This is a genomic window from Mesorhizobium zhangyense, from assembly GCF_011045115.1.
Classification (GTDB): domain Bacteria; phylum Pseudomonadota; class Alphaproteobacteria; order Rhizobiales; family Rhizobiaceae; genus Mesorhizobium_M; species Mesorhizobium_M zhangyense.
Genome location: NZ_JAAKZG010000031.1, coordinates 1 through 19308, shown reverse-complemented (window position 1 = coordinate 19308; position 19308 = coordinate 1). Strand labels below are relative to the sequence as shown.

Below are 19308 nucleotides of genomic sequence, written 5' to 3'. Positions count from 1 at the left end.
TCGTTGGTTGAGGCTGACTAGCCAAGGCTGGCGAACTGATTGCAGCGTCCTCGGCCGGCGACGTGGAAGAAGCATCCGAAGACACTGAATGCGACCTCCGATTGGCCATGCTCGCGAGAGAATCGGCCATGTTGGCCAGCGGTGTCCAGAAGTCAGGGATGGGAATGAAGGCAAGCAACAATGCTGCGACCCAGAACGCGTTGTTGTGGGTGAACAACGCAAGCAACGACAGAACCCCAACCAGCTGAAACTGCAGATTGCTGGCGCCGTGAGCCATTCGCTCCGGCAACGCATGGAGCCAGAAATACAGGCTCCCGATCATGAGAACTATGATGACGAGGGCCACAACCGAGCCCACGAACAGAACGTCCGTTTCCCCGGGAGCGGTTATGAACCCCGGCAGAAAGTGAGGTGCCAGGGGGTGCATCGCCTCGGACATATCCGGTAATCCTTATGGGAACTTGTTTTGCGAATGCTTTTATTCAGTGCGCGTCTGTGCGGCCTTTTGCTGAGCAAGTGATATGATGTTGGCTGCAGCGGTAGCGGCCTGTTTATCGTCCCCTCCCACCTGGACAGTAGGCTGGGCAAAATGGATGCCATTGGCTGCAAATACCTGCTGAATCATGGTGTAGGCGCGCCTCCGAACGACGGACTGATAGCCGGGCTTCGACATGAAGGAGAAGCTCAGCTCCATGCCAAAATCACCGAATTGCTCGACACCCTTCATCTTCACAGTTTCAATGATCTGGGGGGCCACGTCGGGGTCAGCGAGCAGTTCGGCACCGATCCCCTTGAGCAGCTTCTTGACCTTGGCCACGTTGGTGTCGAAGGGGACGCGGATCTTGAACTTGTCGATCGCCCAGTCGCGGCTCATATTTTGCACAGCACCCAGATCCCCGAAGGGTACCGTAAACACCGGCCCCCGATGATGCCGCAGCCTCACCGAACGGAGACTGAACGACTCTACTGTGCCCTTGTAGCTGCCACTTTCAATGTACTCACCGACACGAAATGCATCGTCCATCATATAAAAAACGCCACTGAGAACGTCCTTGACCAGGGTTTGCGATCCAAACCCGATGGCGACGCCGAAAATACCAGCGCCGGCAATCAACGGCGCGATCTGGACGCCGAGCCCGGAAAGGATCGTCAACACGGTTATGACGATGATGAGTACTGCGAGAGAGTTTCGGAATATTGGCAACAATGTACGCAGCCTTGACCGCCGCGCTGCCAGTTCAGGGCTTTCCGTGTCGTTGGGAGCTGACGCATCCAATTTACGCTCTATGTAGACCTTTGCCAGATTCCACAGGAGATCAGCGACCAGCAGAACGATGACGCCGTTCAGCAAACCGGCTACCAAGCGTTCCATCATCTCATTTCCGGAAGCCGCCGCTGGACTGAAGCGCCACACCGTCGCGAGCCACCCAACCGCTGCAGCAATAACCAGCGCCCGAACGCCTCTCACGATCAAGACATTCAGCAGCGATCTGGACAGGGAAGTTTCGCGATGGTCGCTGCCAGTGAGAGCCTGGGCCACATGACCCGCGCCGGACACAACCTTCGGCAGAAGCAGAATGTAAATGCCGATCCACAGGAGGCCATACATCCCTGCAACCCAAACCAACCAAAGAAGCACAAGGTAGGCTGTCAGAAGCCATCGCGCTGCTCGTGTCCCTGCCGTCGTGACGGCTGGACGTCGCCACACAATCTCGATCCCTATTGCGAGTAACCCCAAACCAAACACATAGGCAAAGAGACGCACCACTTCGGCAGAAAATCCCAATGCCGGCATGACGCTCACTGTTGCCCAGGAAAACAGAAAATATCCGGCAGCAAGCTTGATGCGCTGATGCCAGAAGCGTGCCTGGGCGTTGGTGATCGGAACCAGTCGGAGCGGTGAGCCCGGAGCAGCGTGATCCGCGTCTTCATCGGGTGAGAGCAGCACTCGGCCGATCGCAACGGCAATTCGAAAGAGGATAAACGCAAATAGATATGTGAGGACCATCTTTCGCAGCAGCGGCGGCCAATCAAATATGAGAAAAAGGCCGACACTCACGACCGAAAAGACGGCCAGTGAAATGACTTCTGAGACAACGCGGATCGCCTGGTTTGGGGCTTCAGTGCGAGCGCTGCCAAGGCTGTGCCCTTCGCCCCGTACGCCACGAATTGCGCGTCGGAAAAGCCATTCCGCTGCATATCCCAGCGCGATCAGGATCGCGACTATCGCGAGGCCTTTGCCCGGCCTGCCCGCATTGACGTCCGTGGCTACGACCTTCGCGGCATTCGATAGTTCTGATGGAATGCGCGGGATAGCGTTCTGGAGCGAGACGAGGTGATCTCTATACCGGGTTTCGAAATCGGAAAGCTGCAAGCCAACGGGCTCGTTGGCGACCTCAGATGCCTCCGCGGATTTTGCTGTCAGGAATGCACGAATATCAGGGTCATCAAGCAGCTTGATGAAATCTTGAACTTTTCGCTCACTTGTCGAGATGTCCGCTGGTTGCTGCGCTGTCGCGGAGTTTGTTGCAACGAGCCCAGACGATAACAGCACGCCGATTGCGAAAGCCGTTAACATTGGAGACTTTAACCAGGAAAACTTGACCGCTCTCATGCGGTTCTCCCATGCAAAATCTAACTTGGCTATCTTACTCGACTTAAGTTCGTATTGCTAAATAATCGTCACCCATTTTGACCTATGTTAGCACCATCGCACAAACTTATCGCATCTTTTTTTACTTGTATTCTTGATTGTCTAAGAATTTATTTCTCGCGATGAAGTGGAAAGACGATAGTCGTCAAGCTTCCTCTTATAAAAGGCCCGCCACCCCTTTCGGAGCGGCGGTCTTCTGGCGTTTGTCCGGTGCAAAGGCTTATCGCTGCAAATTGGCTTGTCGAGGAAGGAGTTGCCGATAAGTCCAACATGACCGTCATGGGAGGCAGCTACGCCGGCTATTCCGCCGCCTTGGCGATGACCGGAGACCCCAGAACCTCGCTGGACGCTCGGGCAGCTTCGATCACACCGAACTCGCCGCAGACTATTTGAACTGACCCATTCCGCGGCATCTCCCTACCGACATTTGTTTGCCGGATCGGTCGATTCCCATCCGGCCGGCAACAAGCATCATTACGCTCGGGCTTGATCGCGCCCTTGTAACCTGAACCGGACATTTGGCTTGCCAGTCTTCATAATGCGAGCAGCCGTTTGATCCGAGCGCAGACTTGTGTCGATCAAGACAAATCGACAACATGAACGTAACCGTCACCCGGAAGAGGTGGCGGTTTTCTGTTCTCATGGCTGCGACAATCGAGAGTAGCTCTGATCAATGGCACCCTTCCTGCGGGCGACACGGCATAACTGCTCATACATGATCGTCGCTGCGTTAAGTGCGGTGATTCCAGCCACGTCGTAGGGCGGAGATACCTCGACAACATCGCAGCCGACGATATCAAGGTCGGATAGGGCGCGGAGGATGCGTAGTAGCTTGAGCGGCGTCAGGCCACCGACGACAGGTGTTCCCGTTCCGGGGGCATAAGCGGGATCAAGGCAATCGATATCCACCGTCAGGTTTCGCCAAAGCGAACGGCGTTGCCCAGAAGCTCGCCCATTGCCCGCCTGGGTGTTTCGATGGGCGCTTTGGTCTGGCGATCGGGATCGAGCCAGGTACGATGCACTCCCTTGACCGAATCGTCCAAGTCGGTGACGGCCGCAATCATGGCCGGCCAGATCTCGGTAGGCGAATGTTCGTCGGGCCTGTAATAACATCGCGGATGAAAGCGCAGACTTCCCGTCTCCCGTAAATCCGAAGTCCCGCGCTCGCGCAGATACGCTTCAGCAACCGTTTCCTGAATTGGCTGCGACATGGCAAAGAGCCGCCGCGCTGCTTCGGGTGAGCCGACGACCACCTCCGGCCTCCGGCCGGCCGGCGTCCTCATCAAGCCAAACACGGGATGCGGAACGGACAGGAACCGTCGCGCTTCCTCAACCACATCCTTGAAATCGACCAGCCCGCGACTTTCACGAATGACGTCAAGCAGATCGCCATGTTCGCCTGTAGCGGCGTCCGTCCATTTGCCCGCCGTGCCTTTGGCGGTATCCTTCAAACGAACGAACATCGAGCGGCTAGGCATGTTTCGAACGTCACCCACCAGCCAGTAATTGCCCTGACGACGACCGTTCGAAAGATAGTCGCAGCACACGGTCTCGGCTCGATCGGCGAGACGGCGCGCTAGATCATGCGGCCTTAGCTTCATGATAGCCTCCTTCATACAAAAGGCCCGCCGTCACCGGCGGGCCAGTTTCACAAGTCAGTCGAGGGGTTATTCGGCCGCGATCGTATGAGGAGTGCCGTCGGGAGCTTCATTCTGTGCAAGCAGTTCCTCATTGGCCATGTCCGTTTCGCCGCCGTTTTCCGCCGATTGCTCCCCGTCCATGGATGGGCCGGCGCTCTCCGGCATTGGCGCAGCGTCAGGCTCGCTACTTGGCGTGCGCAGTTGCTCCGGCAGCCAGCCTGTATCGGCAAGCAGCGTTTCTGCTTCAGCAGCCATGTCGCCTTTCCTGAGATGAGCGATCCGGTCAGCCGCGCCCTGCCCTTTTGCCTCGGAGACAGCCTGCAGGATACGGGCCTTTGTGACGCGGCCAAGGAAAGTGACCACCGTTGCCCGCCAGCCGGCCGTCACCATGTCGAGACCAACGGCCTGCGCCAGTCGATCGGCGTGCGCGAGCGCCCGCGGTCGGCGATTCCAGGCCTCATGTACCGCGTTGATCGACAGGCTGACGACATGCGCGAAGAGGCCCATGTGGCTGTCGCCATCCCAGCTTGCCAGGGCGTCCCACAGATCAGATGACTCCCTTGGCAGTGCGTTGGCCCAGCTCTCATGCCTGGCACGGATCGCCTCGGCCGAGCTGCTATCATTCAGCCCCGGCGCCTGGCTGCCGAAGCCAACGCTCTTTAGGTCCAGTTCAAGGCAGCTGTCCGAGCCATACTGATAGAAGACTTTGAGGGTCAGGGCATGCAGCACGGCAAGGAAGGCGACATCCGGCTGGTCGCCAAGTGCCTGGCGCAAACCGACCGTCCGATGGGCAGTCAGTTCCGTCATCAGGCGATCCGAGATTGGGGACAGGCCGTCTTCTTCCTCAAGCTCGGACGACTGAGCGTCGGCTTCGACTACAGCTGGATCGCCGCTATCATGGCCGGTGGCGGCAGCACCAACATCATCCGCCTCACCAGCCTCGGGCTCGACCGGCCGTTCGTCTTCGGGACGGACATAGCCACGTTCCACCCGCAGGCTGCTGACGAAAGCTCCGGCGCGCGCGACCTCCGCAGTGTCGAAGGCGGGCGGGCGTTCGTCGAAGCTCTCCAGCGCTGTCTCCAGTTCGCCGAACCGTTCGTCGATCTCGTCGGCAAGTTCATCAACATCCGCATTCTCCTGGGACAGGCGATCGTATTCAGCCTGAAGGGCATCTCGGCTGGCTTGCTCCTCCGCGGTGAACGGCACAGGTTCGCCGCGAAGCTGGCGAAGACCGAAGACATGACCATAGGCAAAGTCGGGAGAGACCTCGATCCACTTCCAGCCCTCAGTGCGGATTGCTTCGGCCTCGCGTTCGAGCTTTTCCGCAACCAGACGATCGACCAGCGCGACATCCTGCAGCCAGCCGCCATCATCGCCCTGAAACAGGTCACGCATGATATCGCCGCCAGCCTCGGTATAATCATCGATGCCGATGAACTGCACTCGTTTGTCAGACGCCCGCACGGAACCTTCAGTGAGCATGCGGCGGATGGCATAGGGCTGCTTGTCGTATGAGGACTTCAGACGTTCGAACACCTGTTCCTGGCGCTCATGGTCACCGGCGACGGTGAAGGCCATAAGTTGGTCAAGCGTCAAGCCGTCCTCGGCGTAGATATCGAGTAGCTTAGGCGAGACCGATGCGAGCTTCAGCCGCTGCTTGACCACATTGACCGAGACGAAGAAGGCTGCGGCGATCTCCTCCTCGGACTGGCCTTTCTCGCGCAAGGCCAGAAAGGCCCGGAACTGATCGAGCGGGTGGAGCGGCGCACGCTGGACGTTCTCGGCCAGCGAGTCCTCCTCGGCGATACCACCTTCGCGAATGACGCAAGGAACGGGCGCGGCCTTGACCAGGCGCTTCTGCTTAACGAGCAGTTGCAACGCCCGGTAACGCCGGCCACCGGCCGGAATCTCGAACATGCCGGTCTCACTACCGGCCTCGTCAGTGACTGGCCGCACGTTGAGGCCTTGCAAGAGCCCGCGCCGGGCAATGTCCTCGGCCAGTTCCTCGATCGAGACGCCAGCCTTGATACGCCGGACGTTCGACTGGCTGAGCACGAGTTTGTTGAAGGGAATGTCGCGCGAGGACGACAGGGTGATCTTCTTCTTGGCAGCAGTGGTCATCTGGATATTCTCCGCGACGGGCGGCCGAGAGCCCTTCTCTCGACCTTCCAACCCGTCACGAAGCAAAGCGCCGCCCTCTTCCTCTGGAGGGCGACGCAGCAAAACCGGAGATCGGGAAAGGCATGAAGCAGAAGACACGGAGACCGAATTCCCGATTTCCGGAGTTCAGGCTGCACGCTCGAGCAGCTTCTTCGCCTTCGCCTCCAGATCCAGTCGGGCGTCCTGATGCGGCTTGTCGCGGGCGACCGCGGTTAGGCCCTGGACAAAATCGAACACGCTTTCAGGTTTGCGGCCTTCTTCGGCGAGTACTGTTTCGATGACCTTCGTCGTTTCCGCCCTTGAGAAGCCCCGCTTGCGCAGGAAGTCGGTGCGGTCGTCGTCATTGCGTGCGACGATCCGCGCGCGCCGCGTTGATCCCGTTGACGAATGGCACGGGCGAGGAATTGGCAAATCGTGTCAGCGCAGGTGCTGCCTCATGCGCAAAGCGCGAGGCTGCATATTTGGAATGGCGGATGGTGATTTCCTGAAAATCTTCCACGCCCCAGAGATTGCGGTTCTGGCAGACGGCGCGAAGGTAGAAGCTAGCCATGCCAAGTGTTTTTGCACCCACCTCTGAGTTCCAGCAGTAGAACCCCCGAAAGTAGAGGTCCGGCTCGCCATTCGGCAGTCGGCCGGCTTCGATCGGGTTCAAATCATCCACCAGGAAGAGGAACACGTCGCGGTCGGAAGCATAGAGGGTCGTCGTATTCTTCGTGATGTCGACGCGCGGATTGTATACGCCTGTCGTCCAGTCGAGCACGCCCGGAACCTTCCAGCGCGTGTCGCCAATGCCATCACCGGCTATTTTCTGCACCGCGGCGACCAATTCATGGTCGTAGATGCGACCGTAATCGGGGCCAGTGACAGCGCGCAATTCGACGCGGCCGTTCTCGATCTCCAGCGTCTTGACCTGTTCGGCGCGATGCGAGGTCAAGCCGTATTGGAGATTGATGCCGGCAAGCGATGCCGGGAGTTGTCGGAGATAGGCCGCCGGCGCGCCAACCAGGCTCGCCAACTGACCGAAGCTCCAGTGGGTGGGCATCACAGGTGCGTCCGAACCCGGCAAGATGAGTGCCAGCCGCTCGGCATTGTCACGCCTCGCCTCGACCCGGATCGCAGCACTTTCCACCGTTCGCGTCTGACTGCGCGCGGTTCGGCCGTGTACGGCGCTGAACAACTCCGAAAGCGATAGATAACGCTCGTCCGCCGGCCGGGAAAACCACTCCGAGGACACGCGTCCGACGCGCTCACCACGAGTCACGTCCACCTTATAGCCGCCAGCATGGTCGCGAGCGGCGTCCAATATCTCAACATGGGTCATGGGTCATCTCCATGACGGGCGTCGGGAGCCTCTCTCCCAACCCTCAACCCGTCGTGGAAACCAAGTCCAACCCTCTAACTCTGAGCCGAGGATTCAAACTGTACGAACTACCAATCACCCCTGAGGCACGAAGCGTTCCTGCCGCCACATGGTGCGGCGGCGGGCGAGAAACCGACAGGTAAGGTCGATCGGATGTTTCGCTACGCCCTCGTCGGCGGCGATCACTACGGTCCGTGCCGTCAACTCGCAATCCGGACCGCCACGCGCACTCCATTCTTTTGAGGCCGGTGATCCGCGCCCGCTCCACTCCGGCCTCGCGCCTTGAAGGGGGCGGAACTTGATTCCTTACCGGAGGCGCCTCGACAGAGCCTCGTCAGGTTTGATCAGCGGCGTGATCCGATTTCTATCCAGCCTTATCCGTTGTTACTACTTCCTTCCCCCATGCCTTTCATTTCTCGTCCACGCACCTCACTCATATACGTGCGACTGCGTGATCAACAGTTCAGGATTGGTCTCGAACTACTCGCAGGTAGCGGATTGCAACAAAACCGTAGGTACGGCGAGCATATGGAGCCTGATGATGGATTGCAGGAAATTTCTCACACCAGAAGAAGTCACTGAACGATACCGCGACACGATCTCAGTTGGCACACTCCGGAATTGGCGATCCATGAGAATCGGCCCGACCTTCGTGAAGGTGGGTAAGTCCGTTCTCTATCCCAGCGACGAATTAGAGGTGTGGGATCAAAAGAATGTCGTGCCGTGCGGTGCGGCAAAACGACTCGGAATCAGGAAGGGGGATCAACGATGATAAATGCAGGGGTCGGCAAAACCTCCGATCCCCAAAACCTACCCCAGCTAGTTCACTTCAACTGAATTCTCTTTATTTTTCATATAGTTACTCAGATAACTAAAGTAGTCCATAACGATCCCGCTCGAAACCCGTCGGGCATGCAGAATCACGCCATGTCACGCTCAAATGAAATTCACTTTGAAAATGCGTGACTTCAGCATCTCTGTCGCGGGCCAAACTGGGCGCGCGACGGGTTGATAGAAAGCAAAATTAGCCCGTTGTCCTATGAGGTCGTTATGTGGGGAAAGAAATGCGCCCTTCCCTGCACCACAAAGCAACACCGATTTCACGCCCTGCCTGTGATCGGGACGACTGAAATGGGGCCGGTACCGGACCGTCAGCTCCTGGATGCCGCGGCTCCGATACTTGCCATTCAACTGCCCGCTCCAGAACGGCAGCCAACCGACACCTACGCTGATGGAAAAAACAGGCAGCGGCCCGGCTTCGTGACGATCTCTTCTGGCTTGTGTCGTTTGCTTGCCATCCTGGTCCTCCTTCATGGTCAAAACCATACTTCAAGGTGGACCCGTTCAATGGGGGGACCAGCGTGAAGGATCTCGTCGCGCGAGCCCGGAATGACAGATTCGATCGGAAAGCGACCCGGTCATTCGAGTTAAACCTTGCTCTCCCATCCTGATCTTGTCACTGTTTGAAAATACATATTTGGGGGGAATATGGCGCGGCGTAAGTCAAAGAGCGGATTTCTTTCGGATTACACACTTGATGACCGTTACCTTCTGAAACCGGATCGAAAGCTAGGAAGGGCAGGAATCGATACTGCTCGTACTCGCGAAGGTTTGGAGGTGCTGATCAAGAGTTGGCCCAGGACAAAAGGCGCCGACGATCAAGATCTCGAAATGATCTGGCGGAGCGAAATCCGCCAACTCCAGCGCCTCTCGGCAATTCCGCGCGCGGATGAGCTATTCGTCCCCATGCTCACGAGCGGCCGAGACAACGACGGCTTTTTCCTCGTTCTGGATCCCGGTCAAGGTAGTCCGCTTGAAGTCCTGCTTAGCGCAGCAAACAAGCCGTCGCTCTTGGCACAGGCCCGCCAACCTCGCGCACGCCGCCTGTTATGGGCCAATATCCTTCGGCTCGTCAGCGGCGTGGAACTGCTGCATTCACAAGGGATAATTCACAGAAACATTGATCCCTGGTCGGTGGTCACGGCCTTGGGCGACGAACCGGATTTCTTGTTGACCGGCTTTGAATGGTCCATGCGCATCGTGGCCATCGATGCAAGCCACGGCAAGAGCATGAAAGCTCCACGCGAGGAGCGAACATATTCATTCGCGCGGGACTGGCGAGACCTGGCACATCTCATAGCGATCATTCTCGATATCCCTTTGGGGCCATTGAATGACCTGAGAACTATCGCCTCGCGAGTCGCCGATCACGTGCCGGCGACCGAAGTCAGGCTGCTCAGAGCCATGCTGGGTCTGGAACGCGTCGAACGCCTGGACGGCGACTACATCACCTCGCGAGTCCAAGCTATAATCGACGACATTGCTGCGGAGGTCGCCGGAAAAGACGCTGCGCTTTGCCTAGCAGTCAGGTTGGGCACGGGAAGCTCGTTGTCTGAAGCAATCAGGAAGGCCGCGGACGGTGAGATCGAGGTTTCCGACACTGTTCAACAGCTCCGCTTCATGCGGGATGATCTTGGAGACCAGACCCAGTTGATCGCCGTCAATGAGGGCACAGCACTGCGATATGTGCTCCTCGGAACGCGATTGACCTATCGTCTCCTACCCTATCGACGCCCAAACTCTTCTGACCCAGCCAATTGGGAGTTTGCATTCTGTGACAGGGTCGAACTCGATCCGCCCGCAAAATCTCAAATCGTGGGCGAGACGCTGATCCCGACTGAGGCGCTGGACATCGTCAAGAGCCAAGACGCGGGCCAATCTTTTCCGCGTAGGCGAGGAAAAGTTCAACATTGGGAAGACTACCTCAGCCGAATGAATCAACGGCTTTCCAAGAAAACTGATCTCGTCAGGATGCACCAGGCATTCGCACTCCTACTAATTGTGGAAATGGCCTATGCGACAGCCGACATTTTCCCCGTCGAGTTGGTGTCGAGAAAGACAGGAGAAACGGCGGATCAAAAAGTAATTCACATTGTGTCGCGGATAGACGGAGCGCGTGCCTCATTGTCGTCGCTCCTGGGTTTGGAACCCCCGGCGACCCGCTTGGGGAAGCTGTTGAGTTCGGAAACCCCCAATTCCGAAGACGGATGGATATTCTCGGAACCCGGGACTCTTGGCGACCGGAGTTCACCAGGATCGACATGGCGCTTTCTCGATTTCGAAGAACTCGATGACATCGAGTGCATGAAATTCGAAGGGCAGTCGCTGCCGACAATGCGCTCCTTTGGGTTCCTCATGCCCGCCGACATGGCGGGCCGCATTGCCCAATTCAAGCGTAGGCTTAAGGCATTAGCTGCTCTCAAGAACCACGGTGAACTACTTCGCATGTTCGCGGATCCGCGCCTGCGTATCGAGAACAGCCAGGACCCTCTTGACGAAACCTCTGATGCCTTCAAACGGCTCGATCAATCGAAGCAAAGTGCACTGCGCGAGATCCTGTCGACCATCCCGCTGTTTTTCTTGCAGGGACCTCCGGGAGTCGGGAAAACCTATCTGGTTGGCGATCTGGTAGACCGCAGAATGGCCGAGGATGCCACCGCAAGGCTTCTTCTCTCGGCACAAAGCAATTCAGCCATCGACCACCTCATGAGCGAGGTACAGAAAATATTCAGCTCCACCGACGGAGACAGCGGACCATTGATGGTGCGGGCAAGGGCGGCAGACGACGACGAGGCAGGCGATCTCGAAGTTGATGTTCAAGCCGACAAGCTGCTGCAAGACCTTGCTGATAGCTCGCTGATGAAGGAAGCCTCCCCCCGCCTTGTTGATAAGGTCAAGGCGCTTGTCGCTGCGCGCGCCGGACGCCAGAATAGCCGTAATGGCTCGGACGCAACAGGACGACGAGTGGCTGCGGAGCTGCGTGCATTTGAGGGGATGATCCTAAGGTCGGCAAACCTCGTATTTGCGACCACGAATTCCGCGGCCGTCGAGAGACTGATCGAGGAGCAAGGCCTGTTCGACTGGACAATTGTAGAGGAGGCCGGCAAAGCGACTGGTGGCGAGCTTCTGTCCCCCCTCCTGCTCTCACATCGTCGGCTCATGATCGGTGATCATCGTCAATTGCCCCCGTTCGATGTCGACAAGATGTCACGTCTCCTGTCATCGACCTCAGCTGTGCAGGATGTCGTCGGCCTGGTTGACAAGCTGATCTCGAGATACCTCAAAGACCCGAGCACTGACGAAACGTTCGATGAGGTCTCGAAGGCGGGGGACGATTTTGGACGAACTTGCGGCGAGGCCCTATCGCTACTGACTCTATTCGAGACCTTCGTGGAACGGGAGCTCTCTCGCCAGAAGCGTAAAGATTCCGGTCCGAGGATCGCGCGCCGTCTCAACGAGCAATACCGTATGCATCCGGCAATCGCGCGGATCGTCTCGAAGTGCTTCTACGAAGGAGAACTTGAGACCAACGCAAAGCAGGTCGCCAAGTTCGCGCGCACGCCCTCGCCCGTCGTCAGCACGAATTCCTCGGTGATTCCAGACAAGCCAATCGTCTTCATCGATATGCCCTATGCCCAGACCGAGGCTCCCGGAGGACGTGGTGGAGAAAGGACTCCACCTTATTCCAATCCGGAAGAGGCCAAAGCTGTCATTCGTGGATTGAGCCTTCTCAGTCCTTCTGATTCTAAAATCCGCCCATCGCTCGCAGTGCTCTCACCATACTGGCAGCAGGTCCGACGAATTGACCGAGAACTCGACCGCAACAAGGGAGGCACGCTGGCTAACCTGGCCGGATTTGTTCCGGCAATAAACGCGAATACCTATTGCGGAACCGTCGACTCTTTCCAAGGCGGCGAGGCCGACTGCATCGTGATCTCGATGGTGCGCAACAATCACCACGCGACACCAGCACGGGCACTCGGATTCCTGCGCGACAAGAGAAGAATGAACGTACTGCTCAGTCGCGCGAAGTGGCGCCTGATCATAGTGGGCAGTCTCGCCTTCTACGAGCATGTTGTTGCGGTCGCTAGCAAGCTGCCGGATCAAGACATTGGATTTCTGTCCGATTTCCTTGAAGCTCTCGAAAGTGAGAAGGCAGCGGGACATGCCGCAGTCGTCCCATGGACGACATTGAAGGGAGCCACGAAATGACGACCGTGCAGGTTATATTTCCGGTCCTGAAAGGCAGTCGGCGCTTCATCATTGAACGAGGCAGAAGGTGGAGCGTAATAGAGCACCTTCTTCTCGATGCGGTGTCGAGGGGTGCTGCGTCAGCCGCAGACCTGGCAAAGCAATCCAGCCTCCCACGCCGTGTAGTTGTCGAGGCCTTCATACGACTGATGCGCGCGGGCTGGGTGGAAATCACTGCAACATCACGCGGGCCGCTTTTCCAGATCACCGCCGCAGGCGCGTCCCTCGTCCATTACGAACAGCTGCCCTCAGCGACCGTGCGAGAGCCGCGCTGGAGAGGCTTCGCCATCGAACAGCTGTCAGGAAGCGTCTATCGCGGACGCGAGCTTGATCTCTATCACAAAAACCAGATTGATTCTCATGTCGGCGAGAATCCGGTGGTCTACCTCTCTGCGTCGGATGCCCATGACCTCGAAGATATGGGTGAGGTATTCACTACGATCGAAGGTGAAGACGAAATCATCATCGGTGTTGACCGCGGTTCTGAGAAATTGGCAGAGCGATATGCAGTCGTCACAGTCAAGGACGGTGAGATCGACGGATTACCCGGTCGCGCACCGGAAAAGCTGCGGAACGCGATATTGAAAGCGGCGAGTGAAATATCTGCGCGACTTGCGGAAAACGGTAAAACCTCGGCGCCAGCTACCGCGATAATGGAACCGGTTGAAGAAACGCCAGCGGCAACGCCAAGTGCTTACGACCCCACGGATTTAATAATCGATGGTGAGGATCACTGGCGATCACTCGACCGAATAATTTCGGGCGCATCAGAACGGGTCATCATTCACTCTACGTTCATCAGTGACGAAAGAGCGGCGGCAGTGCTGCCTTTGCTCCTGCGCGCAGCAGAACGTGGCGTAACAATCGACGTATTGTGGGGTCAAGACGATCTCGGCAGCTCAACACGATCATCACAGGTTGCTGCGGCGAAGATGCAGGCTGAGATAGATACGGCGGGCCGAACTGGCTCGGTCAGGGTACATCCCTTCTCGACTAATTCTCATGCCAAGATTGTGTTCGCTGACTCTCAGAAGGGCTGGAATGTGCTGGTTGGATCATGCAACTGGCTGGCATCCGACTACAAGAGCTTCGAAACGTCCTTTCGGCTTCGAGAGCCCATCTTGGTTGGCCAATTGATGAAGAGGCTAGCTGGTCTTTCCCAGGGCCGGCCAGGAGTTTGGAACAACTTCGCGATTGACCTTGCAGTGCTGGGAAGGAGGATCATGGACATGCCCTCGCCGAAGGGGCGGAAAGTGCCAATGCGGCTTCTATACGGGGCCGAACACGCGCGGCTCGTTCTCAAGGCCCGCGACGAAGCTACGCGCCGCATATTTGCGCTGAGTCATCGCATCGGGATCACCGCCGAGTCGCTGACACTGCTCCCTTCCTTGGCCGCCGTGAAAGAAAACGGGGTTGAGGCCTCGTTCTTCTATGGGCGTACAACGGGGCCGCTGTCCGGAGAAGCCGGAGCAGACCTTGTTAGAACATTCGCGAGATCCGGACTTAAGGTAAAGCCGATTCAAAGACCCAGAATTCATGCCAAGGTTCTGGGATGGGACGACGACCATCTCGCCATCTCTAGCTTGAATTGGTTGTCAGCGGACCCGTCCGAAGGCAAACCGTATAAAGAGATCGGCATCTTGGTGAATGCCCCGAAAATTGCAGACAACTTTATGGGCCATTTCGCACACGTCATGCCCCCGTGACATGACATGCTTGGGCGGCCCGCTCGCCGGGCTGACATGCGATGCCTATCGGATGATGTTCTCGCTCGACGAGCAGACGCTGAAGGATGGCGGCAACGCCATTCTGGAAAGCAAGGGTGATCGGGGGAATTGCTGTTTTCTGCGAGTGCTGGCCTTGCCGGTATCAGTTCCATAGCCCACTGCGAGTCACCTATGCCACTCGATCACTACGTCTCTCAGGTCCACTTGCGGAACTTCTACAACGACGATGAGCGCGGCCGGCTGGTTGCGGTTAAGAAGGATAACCTGAAGAAATTCTATCCTTGGTCGGAGGATGTCTGCCGCCTCGAGGAAGGGAGTACCAATCCGTATCTCACCGAACCCCGTGCGATCGAGGAGTTCCTGAAGGGCATCGAGCCGAACTATAACGAAGCGCTTGCCCGTGTGCGCGGCCGCGAGTTCGATACGAAAACGGTGTATGTGATCGCAGGGTTCGCAGCCTATGTCGCTTCCTGCTCGCCAGCGGCGATGCGCCAGCACGAGCCCCAGCTCACTGCCTCGGTGGAAGCGGCAGCGAAGATCCTTGAGGCGCAAGGCCTCATCCCACCGGCACCCGAGGCGCTTGGCGGCAAAGGCATCTCCGAACTGATCGAGGACGGCTCGATCAAGATCGCGATTGACGGCAAATATCCGCAAGCCATTGGAATTTCACAGATCAAGGGCAGGGTTCATATCTTCGGCAACGCACTCTGGGACGTGCTGACCGCGCACCCGGCTGATGGCGCGTTTTTCACCAGTGATTTCCCGGTCGCGTTCGGACCATCCTATCATCCGAATGTAATCAGCAAGACCGTGCCGCTGGCGCCTGATATCGCCATCTGCATCCACCCCCAGATCACTGAGCGCGGCAAGGACCTCGATTTCACGTTCCCCAATTTTCGCGCGAAGTTCCGCAGGTTGAACAGAGATCAGATCGTCGAACTGAATCGCAGGCTTGTGCGCTCTGCGGAACATATGGTCTTTTATCACCGCGACGCGGATTGGCTAGTGAAGTTCGTGAGGCGCAACCGCGACTATCGGGCGGATGCGGTGGTCACCAATATCCCGACGCCTAGCGGCGAGATGATCGTGTCCCGTCAGGCGATCGTCCCCTACGCGCGGCCAAGCCTTGATGCGTGATCTGGCCCTGCGACGCGGTCGGAGAGAGCAGCGTGCGTAACGATCTCAGCTTTGCCAACAGCTCGTCGAACGTGATGATGGAGATGCCCGCAAGAACGTTGCGGTACAACTCGAAAGAGCGTTTGCGGTCGTGATCGGCTGGCATCGTCCCGACAACGAGCACGCCTCGCATGCCGAAGGACTCCATACCCAGGCCGCGATTCGTGTCGCGCAATGTCGCAATCCGGCTTTGCAGGAGATTCAACTGGTCGAGCACCTGCGACACGCCGCCGGCGACCTCGGCCGAGGGACGGTACACCCCGCCGCGATATTCGCGCGTCGCGAGCAGGGGCGTATCCGGGGTCTTGATCTCGAGCACGGCGAGATTGTCGGTGAGATGGTTGGCGAGCAAGAAATCGGTGATCGTCTCGCCAGCGCCGCTGATCCGTTTGCCGCCGACATGCGCCTGCCCCTGAAGCAAGAGCACGGGCACGTTGAAGGCGAGGTCCAGGATGAACGGATTCACCTCGAAGAGTTTCTGCCACTGGGACTCGTTCGCATGGGCCAGCAGCTTTGCTTCGACATGCGCAATCAGCTCGTCGAGGGAGGCGAGCTCGATTGCATCATGCAGTTTCAGTACCGCGTCACGCTGTGTCTTGAGTGACGTGCGGACGGTTGCACTGGCAAGACCGATCACGGCGTCACGGTCACGATCGGAGAGTTTCGCATCCACGATAGTGGCTCCCACCAGCTCCGCGATGTCACCCGGTTCGCGGTCGATGACCTTCATCGGGAATTTCGCATCATCAATGCGGTGTAAGAGGTTGGTATAAGCGGATTGCTGCTTCTTCTTCACGCTGGATGCGCGTGCTTTCTCATCGAAGCGGTTAGCACTGCGCCGAAGCTCGTCGAACAGGTCATAGCCCATCTCGAAGGTACCACCGTCGTCAGACAGGGAGACTTCAAGCAACTTCTTATCGGTGAGCCGCAAACAGCGAACGCCGTCGATTTGGGCCAACGCACGGGGAATGAAATACAGGGTTCGATCGAGCCCCAGCCCGAAGTTAGGGTCTTTGATGAAGCCTGAAGGCATGCCTTCCGCGAGATAATTCGTGACGTCATCGAGCGTCTCGGGGAGGTAGTAGGCATCCTCTTCATCAAAATCGGTGCGCGCGTTTGTATAGAAACTTGCTGTTTCGTAGAGTTCGATCGACCTGATCGGATGATGCTTCGGCATCAGGAACTGCGCCGGCTTTGGCATCGTGTTGACCGGAAAGATTGTAGTGGTGTGGCTGCCCGCATCGAATCGCAGCAGCAGCACCTTAGCACTTGCGTCCCCCGAATGCTTTGCAGCGTCGAGCCGCACCTTCGACGGCGTAAAATAGACGTCCGCCCTGCCAGGAGTTCCTGTGTCTAAAGACAGGGTGCCTTTGTCATCGTCCCCGAAATTCCATCCGAACGTCGCCATGGTGCAAACAAGCAATGCATTGCGCAGTAACGCAAGTAGATTCGCGTATCGTCGAACCCATCCGCGGTTGAAATTTGTCTCCTATGTTCATATCAAAGGACATGCACAGATGGAGGTGAGGGATGGGCATGCGGTACAAGAATAAGCCGTTTAATGCGGGAGAATTTTCGAAGGACCTCATGTCGGCCGCCGTCGACGGCATCAAGGAGCAGCTGCAGGAGCGCTTCAGCGCTATCCGCCATCCGGAGACAGGAGAGTTCCCGTCGGTCATCGTCCATGGCGAGGCCATCGATGACCTGCGCCTCACCATTGAAGGCTCGCCGGCCCTGCTCGCCGTCGTCAAGGGACAGATGGATGAGAACGAGCTGGACGCTACCAGCTTCCAGCCGATCGTAAGCGGCCCGCCAAAGGCTTTCCTCAGTTATTCGTTCGATGATCGCGCGATCGCGGACAAAGTCGCGCGAGGGCTAATGGCGAGTGGCGTTGACACCTGGTGGGCCGAGTGGGAGATCGGCTCCGGGGACAGCCTGCGCCAGAAGATCGATGTCGGTCTCGGTAACTGCACGCATTTCATTGTGCTGCTTACCCCAAGCGCGATGAAGAAGCCCTGGGTGCGACAGGAAATGGACGCAGGGCTGGTGCGCCGTATCTCCGGTCAGGCGCGTTTCATCGCGCTCAGGCAGGATCTTGCCGCCAAGGATCTGCCGCCGCTGCTGTCAGGCATGCTCTCGCCGGAGCTCGATCCGTCCGACCTCGATCAGGGCGTGCGTGATCTCGTGAACGACATTCATGGAGTATCGCGCAAGCCGCCACTCGGACCGGCTCCCACGAGCGTCAGTTTGCCGGCGACGGGATATTCCAAGACCGCAACGGCGATCGCGAAGATCTTCGTCGAGGAGACGACGGACGCCATGTTCTCGCATCCCCCAAAAGGGGTCGATGAACTCGCCGCAGCGATCGAGGTATCCGAGAACGATGTCGATGATGCCCTTCATGAGCTTCGCGACTTCGTTACAGTGAGCTTCGGCCGCGTCTTCCCCAAGGCCGACCTGTTCGCGACCTTCGATAAGCATTTCATGCCATTCTCTCCGGAAGAGGATGCGCTTCGCATCGCAGCGGATCTTATCAACGACCCGGCCATGCCGCATGATACGGCGGAGGTCGCAGCGCGGTACGGCTGGGAGCCGAGGCGCATCAACCCTGCGCTTGCTTACCTGCTGGCTCGTAAGCTGATCGTCGACTACCAGGTGCTGGCAAGCAGCTACAACTGCATCCGTGTCGTTAAGACCGATGCGACGCGGCGGTTCGTGAAGAGCCGTAGCTGACCGAGCGGAAATCGCTGCAGTTAACCGGCGAACCGGATAGAATGCGGCCCGGAGGTCAATATGGGCAAAGTCAATATCGGCCTCAAACAGGCGCAACGCCTGGTGCAGCTATCACCAAAAGCCCGCTTTGCGTTCCTTGCGGAATTGAAGGACCGGCAGGAATCGATGCTCTGGGCCGAAGCAGGATATGAATGAAGTAGCTGTTTTGACCGCCAATTGCTGGGTGTGATTCTATCGGGTGCGGCTTCATGCGGTGCCGCCAGCATGGTTAACGGCGAAAAGCATCCCGCTACCACGTCCGCTTTAAGGCGCGAAGCTGCCATTGCCGCCAGAAGGGCAAACATGTCGCGCCGCTAGTCCGCGCATAATACGCATGTCATGCTCGACACACGGCAAACAGCCCTGCCGAGACCCGCGAGTCCCGAAAGGAGCGAACGCTCGCCTGTTCGATAAATCGGAACCGTCCGCCCTCTCCGCGCATTTCGATGGAGTATGGACAAGATGATTTCCAACAATGATCCGGGCGGATCACCGGCAGGCTGGAAAATCCAGCTCGGAGAGTCGCCAATAGTAGGTACCGCCATCCACAGCGGGACTAAGGTGGGTGACGCTTGCCGATCGCTCATGTCACTCTCTGATCCTGATCGGCTTAGAGAAGAGGATCCATTCACCGAGCGCTTCATCGCCGATTTTCCGACCCAAATTGTCGTTCATCGCTCCCGCTTCCAGGTCGACCTGAACCGCGCGCGTGAGGCTGCGGTTTATCTG

16 protein-coding genes and 2 pseudogenes are annotated in these 19308 nt (G+C 57.8%); 9 read left to right on the top strand and 9 right to left on the bottom strand.

Annotated features, from left to right (window positions below):
• Both G6N74_RS29855 and G6N74_RS29850 read right to left on the bottom strand, forming a co-directional pair.
• Window positions 1–439, bottom strand: a 439-nt coding sequence (locus G6N74_RS29855; protein ID WP_165121627.1) for a hypothetical protein, incomplete at its 3' end; no start/stop codon positions are given.
• Between the two features lie 39 nt (window positions 440–478).
• Window positions 479–2614 (bottom strand): mechanosensitive ion channel family protein, encoded by a 2136-nt coding sequence (locus tag G6N74_RS29850; RefSeq protein ID WP_246246070.1) that lies wholly within the window; start codon window positions 2612–2614, stop codon window positions 479–481.
• Between the two features lie 249 nt (window positions 2615–2863).
• Here G6N74_RS29850 and G6N74_RS31625 point away from each other — a divergent pair, with 249 nt between their 5' ends.
• On the top strand, window positions 2864–3046 hold the full coding sequence (locus G6N74_RS31625; RefSeq protein WP_165121626.1) for an alpha/beta hydrolase family protein: 183 nt from the start codon (window positions 2864–2866) through the stop codon (window positions 3044–3046).
• A gap of 246 nt (window positions 3047–3292) precedes the next feature.
• Here the strand turns inward: G6N74_RS31625 and G6N74_RS29840 are convergent, their stop codons facing one another.
• The 5 genes and pseudogenes from G6N74_RS29840 to G6N74_RS31335 all read right to left on the bottom strand — a co-directional run bounded on the left by G6N74_RS29840 (window position 3293) and on the right by G6N74_RS31335 (window position 8017).
• Window positions 3293–3562 carry an arginase family protein gene (locus G6N74_RS29840; RefSeq protein ID WP_312857950.1) on the bottom strand — a complete coding sequence of 90 codons (270 nt, stop codon included), beginning with the start codon at window positions 3560–3562 and terminating at the stop codon, window positions 3293–3295.
• A gap of 11 nt (window positions 3563–3573) precedes the next feature.
• Window positions 3574–4254, bottom strand: a pseudogene (locus tag G6N74_RS30590) (DUF7146 domain-containing protein); the annotation flags it as partial.
• Between the two features lie 66 nt (window positions 4255–4320).
• Window positions 4321–6414, bottom strand: coding sequence for a ParB/RepB/Spo0J family partition protein (locus G6N74_RS29830; RefSeq protein ID WP_165121623.1), 2094 nt, complete (start codon window positions 6412–6414; stop codon window positions 4321–4323).
• A gap of 165 nt (window positions 6415–6579) precedes the next feature.
• A pseudogene (locus tag G6N74_RS29825) lies at window positions 6580–7774 on the bottom strand (DUF932 domain-containing protein).
• 114 nt (window positions 7775–7888) lie between these two features.
• The gene (locus tag G6N74_RS31335; protein ID WP_281354068.1) at window positions 7889–8017 is read right to left on the bottom strand and encodes a hypothetical protein; all 129 of its coding nucleotides are present in this window, start codon (window positions 8015–8017) and stop codon (window positions 7889–7891) included.
• Between the two features lie 337 nt (window positions 8018–8354).
• Between G6N74_RS31335 and G6N74_RS31105 the strand changes: the two genes are divergently transcribed.
• Window positions 8355–8585, top strand: a complete 231-nt coding sequence (locus G6N74_RS31105; RefSeq protein WP_165121629.1) for a helix-turn-helix domain-containing protein — start codon at window positions 8355–8357, stop codon at window positions 8583–8585.
• Window positions 8586–8749: 164 nt separating this feature from the next.
• Here the strand turns inward: G6N74_RS31105 and G6N74_RS29815 are convergent, their stop codons facing one another.
• Complete coding sequence (locus tag G6N74_RS29815) at window positions 8750–9127, bottom strand: hypothetical protein (protein WP_165121622.1); 378 nt, start codon at window positions 9125–9127, stop codon at window positions 8750–8752.
• 174 nt (window positions 9128–9301) lie between these two features.
• Here G6N74_RS29815 and G6N74_RS29810 point away from each other — a divergent pair, with 174 nt between their 5' ends.
• Genes G6N74_RS29810 through G6N74_RS29795 form a run of 4 tightly spaced genes read left to right on the top strand, consistent with a single transcriptional unit; the run spans window position 9302 to window position 15768 of the window.
• Window positions 9302–12865 carry an AAA domain-containing protein gene (locus G6N74_RS29810; protein ID WP_165121621.1) on the top strand — a complete coding sequence of 1188 codons (3564 nt, stop codon included), beginning with the start codon at window positions 9302–9304 and terminating at the stop codon, window positions 12863–12865.
• Window positions 12862–14610, top strand: coding sequence for a phospholipase D-like domain-containing protein (locus G6N74_RS29805; RefSeq protein WP_165121620.1), 1749 nt, complete (start codon window positions 12862–12864; stop codon window positions 14608–14610). The genes G6N74_RS29810 and G6N74_RS29805 overlap by 4 nt, the downstream gene beginning before the upstream one ends.
• Window positions 14552–14785: an AAA family ATPase gene (locus G6N74_RS31665; RefSeq protein WP_312857949.1), complete on the top strand. Its 234-nt coding sequence runs from the start codon at window positions 14552–14554 to the stop codon at window positions 14783–14785. The genes G6N74_RS29805 and G6N74_RS31665 overlap by 59 nt, the downstream gene beginning before the upstream one ends.
• A gap of 17 nt (window positions 14786–14802) precedes the next feature.
• On the top strand, window positions 14803–15768 hold the full coding sequence (locus G6N74_RS29795; protein WP_165121628.1) for a DUF4238 domain-containing protein: 966 nt from the start codon (window positions 14803–14805) through the stop codon (window positions 15766–15768).
• Here G6N74_RS29795 and G6N74_RS29790 read toward each other — a convergent pair.
• Entirely contained in the window at window positions 15701–17215 is a 1515-nt protein-coding gene (locus G6N74_RS29790) for a Shedu immune nuclease family protein (RefSeq protein ID WP_165121619.1), read from the bottom strand. The genes G6N74_RS29795 and G6N74_RS29790 overlap by 68 nt on opposite strands.
• A gap of 179 nt (window positions 17216–17394) precedes the next feature.
• On the opposite strand from G6N74_RS29790, the gene G6N74_RS29785 reads away from it, so the two are divergent.
• The 3 genes from G6N74_RS29785 to G6N74_RS29780 form a co-directional block, all read left to right on the top strand.
• Complete coding sequence (locus tag G6N74_RS29785; RefSeq protein ID WP_246246069.1) at window positions 17395–18540, top strand: toll/interleukin-1 receptor domain-containing protein; 1146 nt, start codon at window positions 17395–17397, stop codon at window positions 18538–18540.
• A 60-nt stretch (window positions 18541–18600) separates the two neighbouring features.
• Window positions 18601–18735 carry a hypothetical protein gene (locus G6N74_RS31330; protein WP_281354064.1) on the top strand — a complete coding sequence of 45 codons (135 nt, stop codon included), beginning with the start codon at window positions 18601–18603 and terminating at the stop codon, window positions 18733–18735.
• A 297-nt stretch (window positions 18736–19032) separates the two neighbouring features.
• On the top strand, window positions 19033–19308 hold a 276-nt coding region (locus G6N74_RS29780), incomplete at its 3' end, for an N-formylglutamate amidohydrolase (protein ID WP_165121617.1).